Here is a 20689-nt window from a genome sequence, read left to right as displayed (position 1 = left end):
CGAATATAAGGCCCGGGCATGGCTGCCACGTGATTAATTGGAAACCTGAATGATCAGCACTCAGCCCAATCTCGCCTACCTGAAAGCCGCCTGGGCGGCGCATGCCAGCATCAGCGCCGAAAATTGTCGATTGAGCTATGAACAGGCAGGCATTTCGTTCGAGCGTGTCAATCATTCGTGGATCGTGCGCAAGAACGATACGCAAGTTTCCACCATGCCGCTGCGTTACACGCGCCAGGAACTGCGCATGGGTTTCCTGGGCAGGATCGAGCTGGAAGCGCGCAAGGCAGCGGCTGAGGTCGAGGGAGTACTGCTGCGCGACCTGGATCTACCCGAAGGACATACCGTGATCGTGGAACTGGAAGCTTCCATGCGCCATCTGCGCCACAAAGGCAGCCGCGCATTGACGGTCTTGATCGCGCCTACTGACGCATCCGAGGCGGGCGAACGCTTTTGTGCCGAAATACAGGCTTTCCTGGATGCACCACGGGCCTGCCTTTTCGCCCACCGCATCCAGCCGGACGGTTATGCCGGCGCCGACCTGCTCGCGCACGCGGCCAAGCGCGAGCGTCATCCGCGGGCACCGACTTATGTCGAGCTTGCGCAGTGCATCGCAGCGACGCTTAACCATGCGCTGCATCGGAATCCAGGTTGGCACTGAGCGGCTTTACAGTTTTGCGCCATGTCGCCAGGGCGCACGCTTGTAACGGCATGCAGGTTTTTTTGGTACATGCAGATCGCAGCGTAGGCGATGAAATGACGCTGGTGTTCCCTGCCTGCCCGAGTCACACGCGCCTGTGCGCGCATCGTGCTAGCCTCGCGATCGTCTGTTTTCGCAAGCATGCCGCAACGACTTACGAGGAGGCCCCGCCATGATCCGATTCACCTGTGCGACGCTGGTTCTGCTGGCCATGGCGGGTTCACCCAGCATGGCGCTGGCGCAGACCGGACTCAACGACCTGGCGCGCAACGTCAAGGCGCTAGACAAGAACTTCGACGCGGCAGACAAGAATCACGACGGCCTGTTGAGCCGGCAGGAAGCGCAGGCCGGGCAAGTGCCGTTCATCGCCAACCATTTCGATGCCATCGACACCACGCACCGCGGCGCCGTGTCGAAACAGGAAGTGCACGACTACATCGCCAGAACGCTGAAGCGCACCGCGCGGCCGCCGGGAGCTTCGTCGGCACCATCCCAGCCATGATGGGGCTGCATGCGCCGGGTTGATCCGAGGAAACCGTGTCCCCGGTCACCCAGGCCGGCGCCGCTGCCGTCGGTCATGGCGTCTGGTTTCGCTTGCGCAAGGTTTCCACGGCCTGGATCAGGGCCTTTGCGTCATACGGCTTTTGCAGGAACACATCGTAGCGCGCGCGATGCGGCGGAAAGTGCGTTTCCGAGATCGCGCTGCATAAGATGATAGGGACGAGACGGCCGGCATCCTGGATCTTCTCGATCATTTCAAGACCGGACATCAGCGGCATCATGAAATCGGTGACAATCAGCTCCGGCTGCTCCTGCGAGAGGATCTCCAGACCTTGGCGACCGTCGATGGCGATCGTTACATGGTAGCCGTAATACTCGAGCATGGCGCTCGTTACCGCGGCGACATCAGGATCATCCTCGACCAGCAGAATGCGCAACATCAGTTCAATTCGCCGGCTCGGCGCCGGGAATCCGGATATCCGAACCGAGCGCCAGGCCATGCTTGCCGATATAAAACGGGTGAATGTGCGGATCGAAATTGCGATCGCGCATTTTCACCACCGATATGTAGCGTTGCGTAGCGTGATGACGGCGCGAAACGTTGAGCACCAATACGTTGTCCACCATCGCGGACAACTCGTCAGAAGGCATGGCAGTGTCGACTTCCAATTCGGTACTCTCCTGGGTATAGAGGACGGTGGCGCCGCAGGCACGCAATTGCAGACTCAACGCATTGATCAGGTAAGGAAGGCGACTGCGGTGCGGCAGGCTGTCACGTAACGCAATAATGCCGTCGATGAAGACGCGCTTGGCGCCGATTTCCTTGACCTGGCGCACGATATCGTGCGCGATCTCATCCACGATAAGCTCCGCCGGCGCCAGCCACAACAGGCGCAGCACATCCTGCTCCACCAAATGCTTCAGATCGAAGCCAAGCTGGCCCGCACGAGCCAGCAGGCGCGCCGGGCTTTCGTAGAAACTCAGCAACAAGGCCGGCGATTCGTGCGTGGCCTGGGCCACGAAGTGCAAACCCAGCGTGGTCTTGCCGGTGCCGGTCGATCCCAGCACCAGTGTCGCCGACTCGCCGGGCAGCCCATCGCCGAGCAATCGGTCCAGATCGCCCAGCCCGGTACTGATACTGGAAAGCTCATGCAGTGGCGGTGGCACGTTGCTGATGCAGCTTTCGATACGCGGGAACACCTCGATGCCGCGCTCGCTGATCCGCAACTGATGCTTGCCGCCCAGGATCTGCGCACCGCGATGCTTACGCACCTGGATGTTCTGCACCGCACGGTAGTCGAGTGTTTCGTTGCTGATCTGGATCCATCCATCCACCATCGTGTATTCCGGACTGCTGGCCTCGCGCGCCTGGTGGGTCAGCATCATCAGTACCGCGTTCGCCATGCTGGCAACGCCCTGCAACGTATGGATGAATGCACGGAACTCCTGCTCCGACGCTGTCGACTGCGCTACGAAGGTGCCGTCGAGCACCATCGCCGTGGCTTCGTGACGCTTGAGCTCATGCTGGATCAGCTTGTACAGGCCAGGCAGTCCTTCGCGTTCCAGCACGCCATAAGCACTGATGTATTCCATGCGCCCAGGCAAGGCAGACGAATCGAAGAAAGCCATCTGGCCTACGTAATTGAGCATGCGCGCACTGGATTCGGCCAGCAGCGACATGTACAGCGCCCGGCCGCCAGCGCGCACGTGCGCAAAGCAGAACTGGTTGGCCAGGATGGTCTTGCCGGCGCCCGGCGGACCCTGGACGATGTATGCCGAACCTCGCAGGAAGCCGCCGCCGGTAAGACGATCCAGCCCTTCCACGCCTGTCGAGATCTTTGCGACCACAGATCGTTCTCCTGATGAACCCCTTATCGTATCGCGATGATACCGGGGTATCCGGCAAGGCCAACAGTGGCAGCCAGGATGGCAAGCGCGCGTGCATGGAGGCGCGCATCGCACCATCCAGCATTTCAACGCGGCCAAAACGCCTCCCGCGCACGCCATGCGCTTGTCAGGCAACAGCGGCGCGCGCCAACGCCAGTGTATGCGCCGAAGACCGTGATGGCTGTCGGGTCGGTCGCGGATTGTTCAATGCGCTGTTCGATCAGCGAGCCGGCGTTACCTGCGCATTGCGTCGCCATCATGGCCTGAGTCATTGGCGTCCCGTGAACTGCTTCTGACACAGAGGACAACGAAACAGGATTGCGTATGGCTCGAAGTTTTGCGTTTTTACACTGCCTCGGTCGAAAGCGGCCTCGTACTCCATAACCCAAGCTGGTCACACATCCGGAATCTATAAGCGAACGATTACATGGCATTCGCTGTCGGCTACGCGGATCGCGTGGCCTCGATGGGAGCGACGCTCGACGCCCTGATCGCAGGTCCGAGGACGGCCGTCTGACCCAGAAGGAGAAGCAGTACAACGCCGCACAGCACATAAGTCACGGGGAGGCGATGCATCTCGAACTCCGTGACCATCCACAGATTGAAGCCGATCGCGAGAGCGGCGCCCAGGACGACGCCGCCTATGCTGATCAGCGCGTTCTCAACCAGGAAGTATTGGAGAATGTCGTGCCTGGTGGCCCCCAGCGCACGCCGCACGCCGATCTGCCTGTGGCGCTGGCCGACCCAGAAGCTGGTCAGTCCTACGATGCCGGCCGCCGTCACGGCGAGCAGAATCATACTTATGGCGATCATCAGTTGTGCCAGGGCGACATCGCCCTTGTAGGCCTGCTCGCGGATCTGCGCGAAGGTTCGCACGCCTGCGTTCTCGCCCGGTCCATCCGGAATCACGCGCAGCGGATCCTGCGCATAGAGTGCAGCAGGAACGCTCTTGGCGGCGGCTTCCAGGCGACCCGGTTTGGCGCGGACCACGTAGAAGCGTTGCGACTCGGTCATGTGGAACGGTAGCAAAATGCAGTTCCAGGCGATGGAATCGGAATTGGTTTGGCTGGACGCACTTTCCATTTTGTCGACAATGCCGATGATGGTGCTCGGCTTGGTGGCGCCGCCCACCATATAAACCTGCTTGCCAAGAGCGTCGCCGGCCCGGAACAGTTCGTCAGCCATGTGCTTGGTGAGGATGACGGCGGGCGGCTCGACCACGCCCAGCAGCGTGTGCGGCGTGACTTCGTCGGAATTGAAATTGCGCCCTGCAATCAGTTTTACGCCCAGCGTCGGGATCGCGTGCTCGTCCGAGAAGACAATGTTGCCAGGTACGCCGCCGCGAGCATCCGCTGTTTTCTTCAGCCCGAGTCCCCAATTGTTGTTGGAAAGGGAAAGCGTTTCCGTTTCATACGCATCTGCCACGTCAGGGAGCTTGCGCAGCGCCTGCAGATCGCTTTGCACGTCGGCGTCGATCCGCGCCTTGTCGCTGTCCGTGCTGGTGCTGAGGCCGGCATGGGATGTGGATACGAACAGGATGTCCCGTTCGTCTATCCCAGTGACACGATGAACCTTTTCAAGCCGCTCGCCGACCACGAAAAATGCGTTGCAGACGATGGCGAGCGTGAGCGCGATTTGCAGCGCGATCAGCACCGTTCCGGTCTTGTGCTTGCGCAAGGCTGCGATGACGGGATGGACGTTCATGGCGCTCTCCTCAATCGATCTTCAGCTGCATGGCAGGCCGAACCCGGCTTGCGCGCGAAATGGGATACATACCGGCGAGAATGGCCGACACGATGGCAAGCAAAAGCGTTTCGGCCAGCAATGAGGCATCGATCCGGGTCAGCACGGCCACTTCGCTCGGCAGCACGCGATGCATCCACGCGACGCCTGCCCACGTGAACAACAAGCCGAGCACGCCGCCCGCCACGCCCACGGCTGCCGCCTCGACGCCGAACTGCAAGGCGATGGCCCCGCGCGTCGCTCCCAGCGCGCGTCGCACGCCTATTTCGTTGGAGCGACGCAAGAACTTCGCCAGCAACAGGCCAATCGCATTGACCATGCAAACGATCAGGAAACACGAAGCCACCACCACCGACATCTTTGTCTCAGGCGGCACGACCTGCTCCAGATCCATCCATGCGGGCAAGTTGCGCAGGCGATAGTTCGGGGCCCATCCAAAGCGGCCGGCGAGTTGCTGGTCACGCAGGTAGCCCTCCAGAAATTGACGATACGCCAGGACTTGGGAAGCCCCATCGAGCTCTACCATGTAGGCGATCCAGGTGCAGCTGGAGCTGAGCGTGCCGGCGAATCCAGGTGCGGGCAGCGAGACGCCGCAGCCGAAATTGCCATTGGTATCCATCTGCTGATCGATGGCCGCGGTGAACGGTACGAATATGTCGTCTGGCGCACCGAAGGCATTGCTGTTGGCGAGGTCGTAGAACTTGGGTTGCGGGCGCCAGTCATCGAGCACGCCGACGACCCGATAGGTGCGGCCGTTCAAGCGAAGATCCTTGCCAATACTGTTGGCACCCCCGAATACCCGCTGATTCAGGTCGCTGCTGATGACCGCAAGCAGGGCGTGGCCCTGGTCGTCCTCGACCGACCAGGCATGCCCGTAAAGAAACGGGGCATCCACCATCTTGAAGAAGTCGGCATATACCGCGTGTCCTGACACCGAACGGGACTTCTTCGTCGGATCGTCGGGATAAACCGTTGGCGCAATGGGATACAGCGCGGACTGCGGGATATCCCCGTGGCGGCGCATCAAGGCGACCGCATCGGTATACGTCAGGATATCCGGAAGTTCCCCGTCAGCTTGACCGGATGGGCGCGAACTGGGTCCCCAGGCATCCAGTTGGGGGAAGAACAGCTTGGACGATTTCCATGGAATGGGATCACCAGACATGGCCCGGAATACGGCATACGTCGTCATGGAGGCCGCGACGCCAAAGGCCACCGACATCACCATCAAGGCCGTTAATATAGGTGCCTTGCGTAGACTACGTAGGCCGAGCGACAGATAGTAGGCAATCACGACAAACTGCTCCTTGGTTTGCTGGAACTACCGGGCGAACGTATTGCTGCGAGTAAAGGCTGACGCGAGCGACTACCCTCAAAACCATTCAATAAAAGAGCCGTCGCAGTCATTGCAACCCTCGCCTGCACCCGGCCGCCGCAACTACCTGCGGTGGATGCCAAGGCGGAACTTCAAGAGTGTTCGGATGGAGCGCTGGTTGTGACATGCGTATCACAAACCGAGTTCCCGCAGTCGCTGGGGAGCGCTTGATGATTCCCCATCACGTGGCGGCGCTTTCAATCGATCAGGGTGATATCCGCAGGTAAAGATCCAGGTGATTTTCCAGCCACCTGGCAACTGGTGCGAGACGACAAGATTTGGCGTCGCCGAAGCATTTCCCGGATTTGATCTCGCAGAACGTATGGCGACCTTCTTCGATAGTTCATCTGGACTGGAACATCAAAGGCCATCTCTTCGCAAAAGGGCTTATTGCGGATCGGTCAACAGCGACAAGCGAATGCTCCGTACAGACGAAGCTCTCAACACGACGGAAGGGCCATATCGGCGACTGTTCTCGCCTCAGCCCTGAAATCTTGCGTCAACCGGACCCGGTCGTCGCACGCCGGCGTAAACGGCGGCTCGCCCGGCGCGGATCAATCCTGCGCCGGTGCTGGCAGTGCAGTTCTTACCCTCAACCGCATTTGCTGTATCCGCAATTGAGGCACGTCTGGCAGCCATCCATCAGTACCAGCGCCTTGGTGTTGCACTTGGCGCACAGCGTTGCTCCCGGTGGAAACCCGGCGGAGTCGTTGGTGTCGGCGTCGGCGGGACCTGACTCAGTTTTTTTTTGCGCGGCGTGCTCATAGGCGGCGCGCTTTTCGGCGATGAGCGCACGCTGGCTATCGCTCATTTCCGGATCGTGGATAAGCCCGATGTTCTTCATGTGCTGCTCGATCACCGCACCGATCTCGGCCACGATGCTCGGCATGTAGACGCCGCCGGCCTTGAAATAGCCGCCGCGGGGATCGAACACGGCCTTGAGTTCTTCCGCGATGAAGGTGACGTCGCCGCCCTTGCGGAACACGGCGGAGAGGATGCGGGTGAGCGCCACGATCCACTGGAAGTGATCCATGTTCTTCGAGTTGATGAAGATCTCGAAAGGACGACGCTGCTCGTACTTGGTGCCGGCGTTGAGCACGATGTCGTTGATGGTGACGTACAGCGCGTGCTCGAACAGCGGCGACTTGATCTTGAAGGTGGAACCGATCAGCGCCTCGGGGCGCTCCAGGCTTTCGTGCATCTGGATGACTTCGGCAACCTGCACGTCCTTGGGTTCGGCGGCTGGCTGGGAAGCGGGCGTGGCCTTGTCTTCGGGTTTGACGACCTCGTAGCCCTTGATCTTTTTTTCGATCCTGATCGTCATATGCGTGATCCTGATGTGGCGGTGCGCGATGGTGTCGCTGCCTGGTGGACATGTCGCACTGGCTGAGGCGCCTGTGGCGTTTCATGGCCCGATGGGCCCTTCATCCCGGCCCTGTCTGCGCAGGGGAAAGAATGAAAAATAAAAATCCGGCCCGGCAGCTCGCCGGGCCGGATGCGTGTTGCTTACTTCTTGCGGGCGGCTTTCTTGGCGACGCGCTTGGTCGCCTTACGGCCTGCCTTCTTGCTGGCAGTGGACCTCTTTACCGCCTTGCCGGCGGTTTTCTTGCTGGCGGCTTTGCGGGCCGTCTTCTTGCCTGCGGCCTTGCGGGCCGTCTTTTTGCTGCTGACCTTCTTTGCAGCCTTGCGGGCCGTCTTGTTGACGGCCTTCCTGCCGGCTTTCTTCGCGGCGCCCTTCCTGGCAGCCTTCTTGACCGCTTTCTTGGTGGCCTTCTTCGCCGCGGCTTTCTTGGCGACGCCCTTCTTGGCGGCGGCCTTCTTGGTAGCGGCCTTCTTCACGGCCTTCTTGGCAGTGCTCTTCTTGGCGGGAGCTGCTTTCTTGGCAGCGGCTTTCTTCGCGGCGCGCTTGCGAGGAGCCTTCTTCGGCGCAGCCGGGGCGGACTCCTCGGATGCCGGCGCAGCCGGCGTGATCAGATCGTCTTGCACTTCGAAATCGGGATCGATGGACATGCGGGTATTCCCCTCCGGACGTTTGTTATGGAACTTTGACCAGTCTATTACGGTGTGAGCAAAAACGTAGCGCGAATTCGCGTTACATGCCACCACTAAAATTTTCCGTAATAGCCTTCCTTCAAAGCATCGAACAGATTGGCAGCGGTATGCAGCTCTCCGTCGTACTCGACTTCTTCATTGCCTTTGAGCTCCACAACACTACCGTCCTCTAATTCGAAGCGGTAGAGGGTGCTCTCCAGGTCAGATTCTTTCACCAGCACCCCCTGGAATGCGGCGGGGTTGAAACGGAACGTGGTGCATCCCTTGAGACCCTGTTTGTAGGCGTAGAAGTAGATGTCCTTGAACTCTTCGTACGGGTAGTCGGTGGGTACGTTGGCGGTCTTGGAGATGGACGAATCCACCCACAATTGCGAGGCAGCCTGGATATCCACGTGTTCCTTGGGTGAAATGTCATCGGCGGCGACGAAATAATCGGGCAGCCTGGTTTGGGGATCGTCACCGAACGGCATGGCCCCCGCATTGATGAGCGCGCGGTAGGCAAGCAACTCGTAGCTGTACACCTCGACCTTTTCCTTGGACTTGCGGCCCTCGCGGATCACGTTGCGCGAGTAGTGGTGGGCGAAACTCGGCTCGATGCCGTTGCTGGCGTTGTTGGCCAGCGACAGCGAGATGGTGCCGGTGGGTGCGATCGAGCTGTGATGGGTGAAGCGCGCGCCGACCTCGGCCAGCTCCTTCACCAGGTTCGGCGCCACCGTGGCGATCCGCTGCATGTAGCGGCTGTAGCGGGCATGCAGCACGCGGCCGGGAATCAGGTCGCCCACCTGATAGCCGTCGGCGGCCATTTCCGGACGCTTGCGCAGCATCTCGCCGGTGACGGTGTAGTTCCTGGCGAGCACCGGCGCGGGGCCTTTTTCCTTGGCCAGGTCCAGTGCCACTTCCCAGCCGGCCACGGCCATTTCTCGCGATACCTCTTCGGTGAACGCCACCGCTTCATCGCCGCCGTAGCGCATCTTGAGCATGGTGAGGGTGCTGCCCAGGCCGAGGAAGCCCATGCCATGGCGACGCTTGGAGAGAATCTCCTCGCGCTGCTGTGCCAGCGGCAGGCCGTTGATCTCCACCACGTTGTCCAGCATGCGGGTGAAGATCTTCACCACCTCGCGATATTCGTCCCAGTCGAAGCGGGCCTTCGGGCCGAATGGATCGCGCACGAAGGTCGTGAGGTTGATCGAGCCGAGCAGGCAGGAGCCGTAAGGCGGCAAGGGTTGCTCGCCGCATGGATTGGTAGCGCGGATCTGCTCGCACCACCAGTTGTTGTTCATCTCGTTGACTTTGTCGATGAGGATGAACCCGGGCTCGGCGTAGTCATACGTCGAGACCATGATCATGTCCCACAGATGGCGCGCACGGATGTGGCCGTAGATCTTGCAGGCGACCAGGCCGTCTTCGCGCTCGACGTAGTTTTCGTGGGTGGGCCATTCGTGCCACACGACCTTGGCCGGGTCGTCGAGGTCGATATCGCCCTTTTCCTTGACGTGCACCGGAAACACCAGCGGCCAGTCCTGGTCGTGCTCGACCGCCTGCATGAAGCCGTCGGTGATCAGCAACGACAGGTTGAACTGGCGCAGCCGGCCGTTCTCGCGCTTGGCGCGGATGAATTCCTTGACGTCCGGATGGCTGACGTCGAACGTGCCCATCTGCGCACCGCGACGACCACCGGCCGAAGAAACGGTGAAGCACATCTTGTCGTAGATATCCATGAACGACAGCGGGCCGCTGGTGTAGGCGCCCGCGCCCGACACATAAGCGCCGCGCGGGCGCAGCGTGCTGAACTCATAGCCGATGCCGCAGCCTGCCTTCAGGGTGAGCCCGGCTTCGTGCACCTTTTCGAGGATATCGTCCATCGAATCGCGGATCGTGCCGGACACGGTGCAGTTGATGGTGGAAGTGGCGGGCTTGTGTTCCAGCGCACCGGCGTTGGAAGTAATGCGGCCGGCGGGAATCGCGCCGCGGCGTAGCGCCCACAGGAAGCGCTCGAACCAGTGCTCGCGCAGCTCCGGCGTGGTTTCCACTTCGGACAGGGCCCGCGCCACGCGCTGCCAGGTGTCGTCGATAGTGGCGTCGACCGGCTCGCCGGTCTTGCTGCGCAGGCGATATTTCTTGTCCCAGATATCCTGCGATGCAGGCTGCAGCGGAATGGTGGCGGCGTCGCGACCAGAGTTTGTTGCACGCAAGGTGCTCATCGGTTTCCTGACCTCCCGGTATGGCCTCGCGGCCCCGTTGGCTTTTCTATAGATGCAACGTCAGCGGACTGGAAACGGCCCGATCAACCCGGTCACGCCCCGCGCGTGAGCCAGGCCTGGCGGTATTTCGCGAACAGCGGCAGCCCCTCCTGACGTTATTCACCCAGGCACCACTATTTGGGTAATGCGCTGGCGCCTGCACACAAGATGTTGTGGTTGCGACGAAGTCGAACGTTACCCCCGCAACCGGTGGATGTAAAGTGCTAACTGCGTCCCAGATCAAGCCGCGTTGTCTCATGTCCGGCATGCGGCGCAGGGAACCGCCGATACGGTATCGAGTCGAACAAGCCGGACTTTTCATCGCCGATCAGGAGACTTCATGCATCGCCGTTTCCTCCGCAGTTTTTGTTCGTTGTTCGCCATCGCAACGATCGCCGCGTTGCCGTTGTGCGCGCACGCCGCGCTGCCGCCGATCGTCGACGGCCAACCGCTGCCGTCGCTGGCGCCGATGTTGCAGAAGGTGACGCCGGCGGTGGTGAACATCTCCACCAAGACGCGCGTGCGGGTGAGCAATCCGTTCTTCGACGACCCGGTGTTCCGGCAATTCTTCGGGCTCAACGGTTCACCGCGCGAACAGGTGGAGCAGAGCCTGGGCTCGGGCGTGATCGTGGATGCGGCCAAGGGTTACATCCTCACCAATAACCATGTGGTGGGCGGCGCCGACGACATCACGGTTACCTTGCAGGACGGGCGCAATGTCAAAGGCACGCTGGTGGGTACCGATCCGGCGACCGACGTGGCCGTGGTGCAGATCCATGCCGATCATCTGCAAGCCTTGCCGATCGCGGACTCTTCCACGTTGCGCGTGGGCGATTTCGTGGTCGCGGTAGGCGATCCGTTCGGCCTGGGGCAGACGGTGACCTCCGGCATCATTTCGGCGCTGGGCCGGTCGGGCCTGGGCGGATCGAGCTTCCAGAATTTCATCCAGACCGATGCGTCGATCAATCCGGGCAATTCGGGCGGCGCACTGGTGAACCTGCGCGGCGAGCTGGTGGGCATCAATACGATGATCCTGTCGCCGTCGGGTGGCAACGTGGGCATCGGCTTTGCCATTCCCACGCGGATCGCCAGCGAGGTCATGCAGCAGTTGATCGCGCATGGCAAGGTGAGCCGCGGCAGCCTGGGCGTGCAGACGCAGGACATCACGCCGGACATTGCCACGCTGCTGGGATTGAAGGACAGCAATGGCGCCGTGGTGACGCGCGTGCTGCCGGGTTCGGCGGCCGATCGGGCCGGCCTGCAGGTTGGCGACGTATTGACCGCGATCAATGGCGCGCCATTGCAGAATGCCGACCAGCTCAACAATGCGCAGGGCCTGCTGCCAGCGAACAGCACGGTGACGCTGAGCGTGCTGCGCCATGGCAACACCCGGCAGATCACCGCGCAGCTCGCGCCGCAGAAGCTGGCCATCCTCGACGGCGGCAAGCTCGATCCGCGACTGGCGGGCGTGACGTTTAGCGAGCTTTCCGACCAGCAGGCCAGCCAAGGCCTGGCGGGCATCACGGTGGCCAGCGTGAATCCAAACAGTCGCGCCGCGCAGGCCGGGCTTTCCGCCGGCGATGTCATCGCGGGCATCGGCAATCGGCGCATCACCAGCCTGCGTGATTTGCAGGCCGTGGCCACGGCACGGCCACGGCAACTGGTACTGCTGGTGGCAACCGATGACGGGCTCAACTACGTGATCATTCAGTAAGCCGACGCGGAGACGGAAGACGAGACCTTCCGTCTCAATCAAGTGTTTGATGCAAATGCATGAACGCGCTTGATGTTTTCGCTTGATGTTTTGCCTCCGGACCGCTGAAATACAGCAACCCCGTCACTGCGCCTAAGCGCCGCTGGCGGCACACTCGCATTGTTTCCCTTTCGCAGGTCGCGCTTTCCTATGCCAGTACGTATGACCCGTCTGCTTTCCGTCGCCCTGATCAGCGCCGGCCTTTCCACTGTGGCGCTTGCCGCGGCAACGCAGTCGCTGACCTGGCGTGGCGACGTTGTTACCGCCAACGGGGTGGTCAAGGGCATGGCGAAAGCCTGGCAGTCGTCCGGGCATGGCAATGTGCTGATGCAGCCATTCAACACCGCGTCCGGCCTCGATGCGGTGGCCGGCGGTTCGGCCGATATCGCCGGTAGCGCACGCCCCAGTTCTGGCAGCGCCGTGGATGGCGGCCTCACCTTCACCCCGGTCGCGTGGGACGGCCTGGTGCTGATCACCAGCCCTTCCAACCCGGTGAGCAGCCTGACCTTGCAGCAGGTGCACGATATCTACTACGGCAAGATCACCAACTGGAAAGAAGTGGGCGGCAACGATGCACCGATGGACGTGTTCGCGGTAGCAAGCCCTGGCGACGGCGTGGAATATAGCCTGCGCAAACTGCTGTTCGGTCGCGGCAGCCAGCCGGTGGCGGCGCCGCGCCTGTACGTGAACACCACCCAGTTGGAACAATCGGTGATGCTCGATCCGCGCTCGTTCGGCGTGACGACGCTATCGAGCGTGGCGGGCAATTCGAAGATCAAGATGCTGCGCATCGACGGCACCGCGCCCACTGTATCCTCGGTTGCCAGCGGCACCTATCCGCTGTTCTTCCCGCTCTATCTGGTCACCAATCCCAGCAGCCCGAACGCGGCGGCGGCGAAAGAGTTCGTCGACTTCACGCAGAGCCCCAAGGGCGAAAGCGTGCTGCGCTCGCATAGCTTGGTGCCCTACGACGCGGGCAGCACGCTGATCGCGATGGATGCATCGCGCCGCAGCCGCATTCTTGCTGAAGTCGGCGCGCACGCCAGCGCCGAACCCACCCAGATGGCCGCCGCACCATCCGCTCGCTCCGCGGTTTCGCCGGCCAGCCTCGCGGCAGCTTCGCGAGCGGCCATCGCCGCGCGTGCCAACACGCCGAGCCTCAGCGACGTCAATGGCGCGGTCGTGGCCGCACCGGAGCCGACCAGCCTCAAGGGCGTGCATGGCGATGCGCTCACCGTGTCCGATGCGGCCAGCCGCGGCAGCAGTTTTGCCAAGGTCACCGCCGATGTCTACGTAAGCTACGCCAAGAGCTCGGTAGCCAAGGTTTCCACCCAGGGCCCTGGCAAAGCTGCCGAGGCCCTGAGCAAGAAGGCCGAGAGCAGGAAGATCGCCAGCAGCGCGAAGGCGCCGACCCGTACCTATCGCGTCGCCGCCGGCGAAACGCTGTATTCGATCGCCCGCAAGCATGGCGTGGACGTAGCGCAAATCCGCAGCTGGAACCACCTGAAAGACAACACCGTCCGCACCGGCCAGGTGCTGCGCATCGAAGCGCGCTGATCGCGCCGGCCCGTCATCGAGCCGGTTGATACGGGCGTGCGCATCCTCGCCATCACGATCGATCTTGACGATACCCTGTGGCCGGTCATGCCGGCCTTGCAGCGCGCGGATCGCGACCTGGACCAATACCTGCGCAAGCACTATCCCGAGGTGGCGCGTACCTGGCCGATTCCTGCCCTGCGCGAGCTGCGCGCGCAGGTGGCCGCCGAACGTACCGACCTGGCGCACGACTTCACCGCACAACGCTATCTCACCATGCAAAAGGCGTTCGACGCCTGCGGCATTACCGAGGCGCCGCTGGATACGCTGTGGAACATTTTCGCCACCGCACGCAACAGCGTCGAACTGTATCCGGATGCCCTGCCCGCGCTCGAACGTCTACGCGACATGTATCCGGTGGCCAGCCTGACCAACGGCAACGCCGACCTGGAACGCATCGGCCTGCACCTGCATTTCGCGCATCACATCTGCGCGCGCGAGATCGGCTCGGCCAAGCCCGACCCGCGCATCTTCCGTGCCGCGGCCGAACTGCTGGGCGTGGCGCCTGAAAACATTCTGCACGTGGGCGACGATCCGGAGCTGGATGTAGTCGGTGCGCGCGAGGCAGGCCTGCGCACCGCCTGGATCAATCGCGCGGGACACCCCTGGCCGGGTGCGCTGGGGCCGGCGCCCGATCTGAATCTGCGCGATCTGGCGGCGCTGGTGGATTGGCTCGAGCATCCGGTTCCCTCCCCTCGCCAGGAAGAAGGTTAAGGCTCGCCGGCAGGTAGTTGGCTGGCGCATGCGAGACACGCCTCGTGCGGTAGAGCAACGGCATAAGCGCGCGCACTCTCTCCCATAAAAGAACAGGGTGTGCAAAGGATTTTGATCGCCTCCGTAAAAGCGCGCATCATTTGCGGTCAATCCCACTCCCGCGCATGCCCCGCGCGCAAGGAACCGCATGTCTGCCCTGATCGAACTTCGTTCCAGCCGCCACGCGCCCACGCCGATCGAAGCGACGGATCCCGCCCGCCTGCCCGCCACGCGCAAAGGCCTGACTGCCGCGCAACGCAGCTGGCTGGATGACACCTGCTTCGACGCAAAACCCGGCAGCGTGTGCCTGCTGCCCGATGCAAACGGCAAACTGGCGCGCGTGATCGTGGGCGTAGAACAGCAAGACCCACTGCTCGCGCTGGCGGCCCTGCCGATGAGTTTGCCGGTTGGCGAATACGTGCTGGCACCGGACAGCGCGCCCCTGGATGCGCAGCTGGCCGCGCTGGGTTGGGCCCTGGGCGCCTATCAGTTCACCCGCTACCGCAAAGCCAGGCGCGCCGCCGCCGTGCTGGCGGTGGATGCCAAGACGCTGGCGGCGCTGCAACCGCTCGCCGAAGCCACGGCGTTGGTGCGCGACCTGGTCAACACGCCTACCGAGGACATGGGCCCGAAGCAGCTGGCCGATGCGGCCAAGCAGCTGGCCAAGGCGCACAAGGCCAAAGTGCGCGAATGGGTCGGCGACGAATTGCTGGAAGATAACTTTCCGACCATCCACGCCGTGGGGCGCGCCAGCCATCGCGCGCCGCGCCTGGTCGAACTGAACTGGGGCAAGGCTGGCGATCCCAGGCTGGTGCTGGTCGGCAAGGGCGTGTGCTTCGATACTGGCGGCCTGGACCTGAAACCGTCCGACGGCATGCGTTGGATGAAGAAGGACATGGGCGGCGCGGCCCATGCGATCGCGCTGGCCGAGCTGGTGATGCAGGCGAAGCTGCCGGTGCGGCTCACGCTGCTGGTTCCGGCCGTGGAGAATGCGGTCGCTGGTAACGCGATGCGTCCGGGCGAAGTAGTCATCACCCGGGCGGGCCATAGCGTCGAGATCGACAACACCGATGCGGAAGGCCGGCTGATCCTGTGCGACGCGCTGGCCTATGCCGCGGAACAGCAACCGGACCTGATCGTCGACTTCGCCACGCTCACCGGCGCGGCCCGCGTGGCGCTCGGTCCGGACTTGCCGGCACTGTTCGCCAACGACGATGCAATCGCCGACGCGGCGCTTGCCTGCGGCCGCGCGGTGGCCGATCCGCTATGGCGGCTGCCGCTGTGGCGTCCGTATCGCAAGATGCTCGAATCCTATCTGGCCGACTTTGCCAATGCGGGGCCCTCGCGCCACGCCGGTGCGATCACGGCGGCGCTTTTCATGGAGCGCTTCATTCCCGAAGGCATGCCCTGGTTACATCTGGATACCTACGCCTGGAACGACGGCGACCGGCCCGGCCGCCCGCGTGGCGGCGAAGCGATGGGCCTGCGCGCGCTCTTCGCGATGCTGAGCGAACGTTACGCCTAGCATCGCGTCGCAGCATGACTTCTGGCTTTGTCGCCGGGCCGTGCGACAAAGCATGATGCCGGGGCCTTCCTCACCGGTATCGCCGCATGCACGCTTTGCGTTCCAGCCTGCTCGCACTCAGCCTCGCAGCCGGCATCGCCGGCTGCGCCTCGCTCCAGACCCGGCAACCGCCGCTGACGGCGCAAACGGAAAACTCTGGCGGCATCATGCCGGCCGAACAGGCGCGCGTGCATTTCGATCATGCCGAACTGCACATCGCGGTCGATCCATCCGCGCAACGCATCGAGGCGATCGCCACCTTGACGTTCACCGCGCGATCGCCCACTGACGTGTTGCTGCTGGACCTGGATCGCAACCTGCCCATCACCGCCATCGAAGTGGATGGACGGCCACTGGCCTCCACCAGCTGGAATAATCCGGACGGCCGCCTGCGCGTGCAACTTCCGCATGCGCTGGGTACCGGCGAGCAGGTTTCAACCACCGTGCATTACGGCGGCCGTCCGCATGTGGCGAAGAAGGCGCCCTGGGATGGTGGATTTGTCTGGAGCCACACCGCCGACGGCCAGCCGTGGGTAGGTAGCGCCGTGGAAGGCGAAGGCTGCGACCTGTTCTGGCCATGCATCGACCATCCGCAAGGCAAGCCCGATCTGGTCGACCTGTACGTCACGGTGCCCAAACCATTGGTGGCGCCGGGCAACGGGGTCCTGGTCGGCATCAGCGATAACGGCGATCAACGCACCTATCACTGGCGTGCCAAACACCCTACTACCTATGCGATCTCCATCAATGTCGGTCCCTTCAAGGAACTGACCGGCCATTATCGCAGCCGCCATGGCAACGTGATCCCATTGCAATACTGGTACCTGCCCGGGGAAGAGCGGCAAGCGCAGGCCCTGTTCGCCGAGTTCCCGCGCATGCTGGATTTCCTCGAGGCACGCATCGGGCCCTATCCGTTCGGCGATGAAAAAATGGGCGTGGTGGAGACGCCTTACCTGGGCATGGAACACCAGACCATCAATGCCTACGGCAATCACTACGCGAAGGATGGCAGCGGTTTCGACTGGCTGCTGCAACATGAGTTCTCGCATGAGTGGTTCGGCAACCAGATGACCAATGCCGACTGGAACGACATGTGGCTGCACGAAGCCTTCGCCACCTACATGCAACCGTTGTACAGCCAGTCGATCAACGGCGACATGGGCTATTACAGCTGGCTGGAAAAAATGCGCCTGTCGTTGAGCGACCGCTATCCGGTGGTGTCGGGCAGCAGCAAGACCGAGGCACAGGTCTACGACGATGAACACGGCCCTGGGCTGGATATCTACGACAAGGGCGCGCTAATGCTGCACTCCTTGCGCGAACTGATCGGCGACCGCGCGTTCTTCGAGAGCCTGCGCCTGCTGGTATACGGGCGGGCCGATCCGAAACCGGGAAATTTCGCGCCGCACTACGCCACCACGCCCGACTTCATCGAGATCGTGGACAAAGTGACCCGGCGCGACCTGGACTGGTTCTTCAATGTGTATCTGTATCAGGCTGCACTGCCTGTTTTGGACGTGCAGCGCCATGGCGACCGCTTGGATCTGCGCTGGCATGCGCCGCACGACCTACCCTTCCCGATGCCGGTGGAGGTGCAAGTCGACGAGGCCTTGCACGTATTGCCGATGACGCGGGGCGAAGGCACGCTCGAACTGCCGGCGGATGCGTTGGTGATCATCGATCCGCATTCCAAGCTGCTGCGCGATCTGCCCCAGGTGACTGAATACCAGCAATGGCAGAAACAACAAAAGCCGCAGCGCAAGGCGAACTAGGGATGCTCTGATCAATGCTACGCAGGCGGCATGATGACCAGAAGGCTCGCAGAGTGTGTTGTGCGGCGCCGGGAAGACTGGCCGTCTTGCCAAGCCGCGCGGCGCACTCTGCGAGCCTTCTGGACATCACCCCATCGCTTTAATTCAACATGTTGGGGCCAGCTCTGTCTGTCCGCATCCCTTCGGCCCGTCGTCTCGACAGACGGCCAGTCTGCCTTCGCCGACGAACCTATGGTCTGCGAACAGACAGAGCTGGTGACGCCTACGTAGCATTGATCAGAGCATCCCTAGGGCTTGTTCACGCTAACGCGGGTTACGCGAGTAGGGCGAACAGGCCCTGGAAAGGCCGCGCTTGCGACGGCTCACCCTCACCGGAGGGCAAGCCACGGAACGGATGCTTCCGGACAAAAAAAAGCAGCGCCGGGGCGCTGCTTTTTTTCATGCCGTGTCGAGTTCAATGTGCGGTCGATGTTGCTGGCGCTGGCGCCGACGAAGCACCCGGCTCGACAGTGGCACTGGGCAATGACGCCGGCCCGTCCGTGGTCGCCACAGACTGGCTGTCGCCCTGCTTGCCGCCGTAAGGCAACACTTCCGCCGCCAATTTGGGATTGGCATTGATCAGGCCGATCGCGTCGAACAGGATATGTGCCGTTTCCTGAAGTTGTGGATCGGGCGCCTTCTTGGCATCCGCCTGTTCCTTCAATTCGCTCTTCAGGCTGCGCTCGCTCGGATTGAGTCCGTCGTCGAGCTGGCTATCCTCGTCCGCCTCGGCTGCATCGTTGCCGTCGATCGTCTTGTGGCGGGCCCGGAAGTCGGCCTGGATCGTATCCAGCTGCTTGCGCTCGGCCTGGCGCTGGTCGTAGTTCAACGAGATGCTCGTGCGGTCGCTGAGCTTTTTGTACTCCGCGATCTCGTCGAGCATCAGCTGCCATGCCGGCGACTTGGTATCCCGCGCCTCATGCATCTGCTGCAGCTGCGGCAGGTATGCCTTCATATCGGCGACCGGCTTGTAGTCGGCAGGTGCGATCTGCGTCCAGGGCAGCGCGTTGTCGTAGGTGGATTCGCCGAAATCCTTCTCGTCCCCGTTGGTCGGATACAGGATATCCGGCGTGACCCCGCGCAGCTGGGTGGAGCCGCCATTGATGCGGAAGAATTCCTGCACCGTCATCTTCAGCGCGCCATAGTTCGGGTTGCTGCTCGGGTCGGAGGCGAATTTGTCGAGGTCGATCAGCGTCTGCACCGTGCCCTTGCCGAAGGTCGGCGTACCGATGATCAGGCCGCGGCCGTAATCCTGGATCGCCGCGGAGAAGATTTCCGACGCCGACGCCGTACCGCGATTGACCAGCACCGCCAGCGGACCGCTCCAGGACATACCCGGATCGTCGTCGCCCTGTACCTGCACCTGGCCGCGCGCGTCACGCACCTGCACCACCGGACCCTTGTCGATAAACAGGCCGGTGAGTTCGTTCGCTTCGTACAGCGAACCGCCGCCGTTGTTGCGCAGGTCGACCACCACGCCCTGCACGCCTTCGGCCTTCAGTTCGCCGAGCAGCTTGGCCACGTCGCGCGTCGCGCTCTTGAAATTCTTGTCGCCTTCGCTGCGCGCACCGAAATCGGAATAGAACATCGGCAGTTCGATCACGCCGATCTTGCGGCTGACGCCGCCGTCGGTGATCTCGATGACCTTCTTCTTGGCGGCCTGCTCCTCGATGGCAACCTTCTGGCGCACCAGCGTAACCATTTCGTGCTTGCCATCCTGACCCTGGTCCGCCGGCACGATTTCCAGGCGCACGGTGGTGTCCTTCTTGCCGCGGATCAAGTTGACCACATCGTCCAGGCGCCAGCCGACCACGTCAGTGACCGGACCGGTCGCGCCCTGGCCGACACCCAGCACCAGGTCGCCCACGTGGATCTTGCCGGACTTGGCGGCGGGACCGGCAGGCACCAGTTCGCGGATCTGGGTGTAATCGTCGCGCGCCTGCAGCACCGCGCCAATGCCCTCCAGCGAGAGCTTCATCGTGATATCGAAGTTCTCGGCAGCACGCGGGCCCATGTAATCAGTGTGCGGATCGGTGGAATTGGCGTAGGCGGTCATGAAGGTCTGGAAAGCGTCTTCGCTATCCAGTTGCTTCACGCGATCAATGTAGCTGCTGTAGCGCTTGTCGAGCGTCTTGCGGATTTCGTCATCGCTCTTGCCGGCGAGCTTGAGGCGCAGCCAATCGTTCATGGTGCGCTTGCGCCACAGGTCATCCAGCTCGGCCTTGTCCTTCGGCCAGTCGGCGTTCTTGCGGTCGATGTTGTAGGTATCGGTGGTGTTGAAGTCGAAGCCTTGCTTCAGCAGGCTGCGCGCGTAAGTCATGCGGTCGATCGCGCGCAGGATGTACTGGTTGAAGATAGTGAACGGACCGGACAGATCCTTGTTCCAGATCGCATCGTCGAACTTGTCCCTGTACTGCGCGAACTTCGCCATGTCCTCCTGCGTGAAGAACACCTTCTCGCCGTCCAGCAGCTTGAAGTACAGCGCGTAGATCTTCTGCGACATCGCATCGTCGAGTGGCTGCGCGTCGTAGTGGAAGCGAGTGAGCAGGTGCGCCGAAATGAGCGCCGCGTCGGCCTCGCTTCCGTTTGGCTGCAGCGGCAGTTCGGAGACTTTGCGCGGCTTGGCCGCGCCCATGTCGGCGGCGGATTGCGCCGACGCGGTCACGGTGACGCTGAGGGCCATCAACAGGACGAGCAGGGGACGAAAGGTCATA

At 62.3% G+C, this 20689-nt stretch carries 15 protein-coding genes; 7 read left to right on the top strand and 8 right to left on the bottom strand.

Translation table 11 applies throughout. From position 1 onward, the window contains the following. Nucleotides 1–49: 49 nt before the first annotated feature. Nucleotides 50–661, top strand: a complete 612-nt coding sequence (locus tag ISP15_RS11735; protein WP_404547529.1) for a hypothetical protein — start codon at nt 50–52, stop codon at nt 659–661. Nucleotides 662–872: 211 nt separating this feature from the next. Next, nucleotides 873–1202 (top strand): EF-hand domain-containing protein, encoded by a 330-nt coding sequence (locus ISP15_RS11730; RefSeq protein ID WP_404547528.1) that lies wholly within the window; start codon nt 873–875, stop codon nt 1200–1202. Between the two features lie 73 nt (nt 1203–1275). Here ISP15_RS11730 and ISP15_RS11725 read toward each other — a convergent pair whose 3' ends face one another. From ISP15_RS11725 to ISP15_RS11695, 7 genes are all read right to left on the bottom strand, one after another. Continuing rightward, entirely contained in the window at nt 1276–1701 is a 426-nt protein-coding gene (locus ISP15_RS11725; protein ID WP_404547527.1) for a response regulator, read from the bottom strand. Beyond that, nucleotides 1646–3049 (bottom strand): RAD55 family ATPase, encoded by a 1404-nt coding sequence (locus ISP15_RS11720; protein ID WP_404547526.1) that lies wholly within the window; start codon nt 3047–3049, stop codon nt 1646–1648. Before ISP15_RS11720 ends, ISP15_RS11725 begins: the two co-directional genes overlap by 56 nt. A gap of 483 nt (nt 3050–3532) precedes the next feature. Beyond that, nucleotides 3533–4792, bottom strand: coding sequence for an ABC transporter permease (locus ISP15_RS11715; protein WP_404547525.1), 1260 nt, complete (start codon nt 4790–4792; stop codon nt 3533–3535). Between the two features lie 10 nt (nt 4793–4802). Then, nucleotides 4803–6125 (bottom strand): ABC transporter permease, encoded by a 1323-nt coding sequence (locus ISP15_RS11710; protein WP_404547524.1) that lies wholly within the window; start codon nt 6123–6125, stop codon nt 4803–4805. 673 nt (nt 6126–6798) lie between these two features. After that, nucleotides 6799–7530 (bottom strand): TSCPD domain-containing protein, encoded by a 732-nt coding sequence (locus tag ISP15_RS11705; RefSeq protein WP_404547523.1) that lies wholly within the window; start codon nt 7528–7530, stop codon nt 6799–6801. A gap of 182 nt (nt 7531–7712) precedes the next feature. Next, nucleotides 7713–8216, bottom strand: a complete 504-nt coding sequence (locus tag ISP15_RS11700; protein ID WP_404547522.1) for a histidine biosynthesis protein HisIE — start codon at nt 8214–8216, stop codon at nt 7713–7715. A gap of 95 nt (nt 8217–8311) precedes the next feature. Next, entirely contained in the window at nt 8312–10459 is a 2148-nt protein-coding gene (locus ISP15_RS11695; RefSeq protein ID WP_404547521.1) for an adenosylcobalamin-dependent ribonucleoside-diphosphate reductase, read from the bottom strand. A gap of 379 nt (nt 10460–10838) precedes the next feature. Between ISP15_RS11695 and ISP15_RS11690 the strand changes: the two genes are divergently transcribed. From ISP15_RS11690 to ISP15_RS11670, 5 genes are all read left to right on the top strand, one after another. Next, nucleotides 10839–12212: a DegQ family serine endoprotease gene (locus ISP15_RS11690; RefSeq protein ID WP_404547520.1), complete on the top strand. Its 1374-nt coding sequence runs from the start codon at nt 10839–10841 to the stop codon at nt 12210–12212. A gap of 201 nt (nt 12213–12413) precedes the next feature. Then, nucleotides 12414–13808, top strand: coding sequence for a LysM peptidoglycan-binding domain-containing protein (locus tag ISP15_RS11685; protein ID WP_404547519.1), 1395 nt, complete (start codon nt 12414–12416; stop codon nt 13806–13808). Between the two features lie 36 nt (nt 13809–13844). Further along, nucleotides 13845–14561: an HAD family hydrolase gene (locus tag ISP15_RS11680; protein WP_404547518.1), complete on the top strand. Its 717-nt coding sequence runs from the start codon at nt 13845–13847 to the stop codon at nt 14559–14561. A 187-nt stretch (nt 14562–14748) separates the two neighbouring features. After that, nucleotides 14749–16125 (top strand): leucyl aminopeptidase family protein, encoded by a 1377-nt coding sequence (locus ISP15_RS11675; protein WP_404547517.1) that lies wholly within the window; start codon nt 14749–14751, stop codon nt 16123–16125. An 86-nt stretch (nt 16126–16211) separates the two neighbouring features. After that, on the top strand, nt 16212–17936 hold the full coding sequence (locus tag ISP15_RS11670) for a M1 family metallopeptidase (RefSeq protein ID WP_404547516.1): 1725 nt from the start codon (nt 16212–16214) through the stop codon (nt 17934–17936). 454 nt (nt 17937–18390) lie between these two features. Here the strand turns inward: ISP15_RS11670 and ISP15_RS11665 are convergent, their stop codons facing one another. Next, entirely contained in the window at nt 18391–20688 is a 2298-nt protein-coding gene (locus ISP15_RS11665) for a carboxy terminal-processing peptidase (RefSeq protein WP_404547515.1), read from the bottom strand. Nucleotide 20689: the final 1 nt, after the last annotated feature.

It is taken from the genome of Dyella jejuensis, assembly GCF_044904675.1.
Classification (GTDB): Bacteria; Pseudomonadota; Gammaproteobacteria; order Xanthomonadales; family Rhodanobacteraceae; genus Dyella_B; species Dyella_B jejuensis.
Note: the sequence above shows the minus strand (reverse complement) of the source record. Positions and strands in the feature narration are given on the sequence as shown.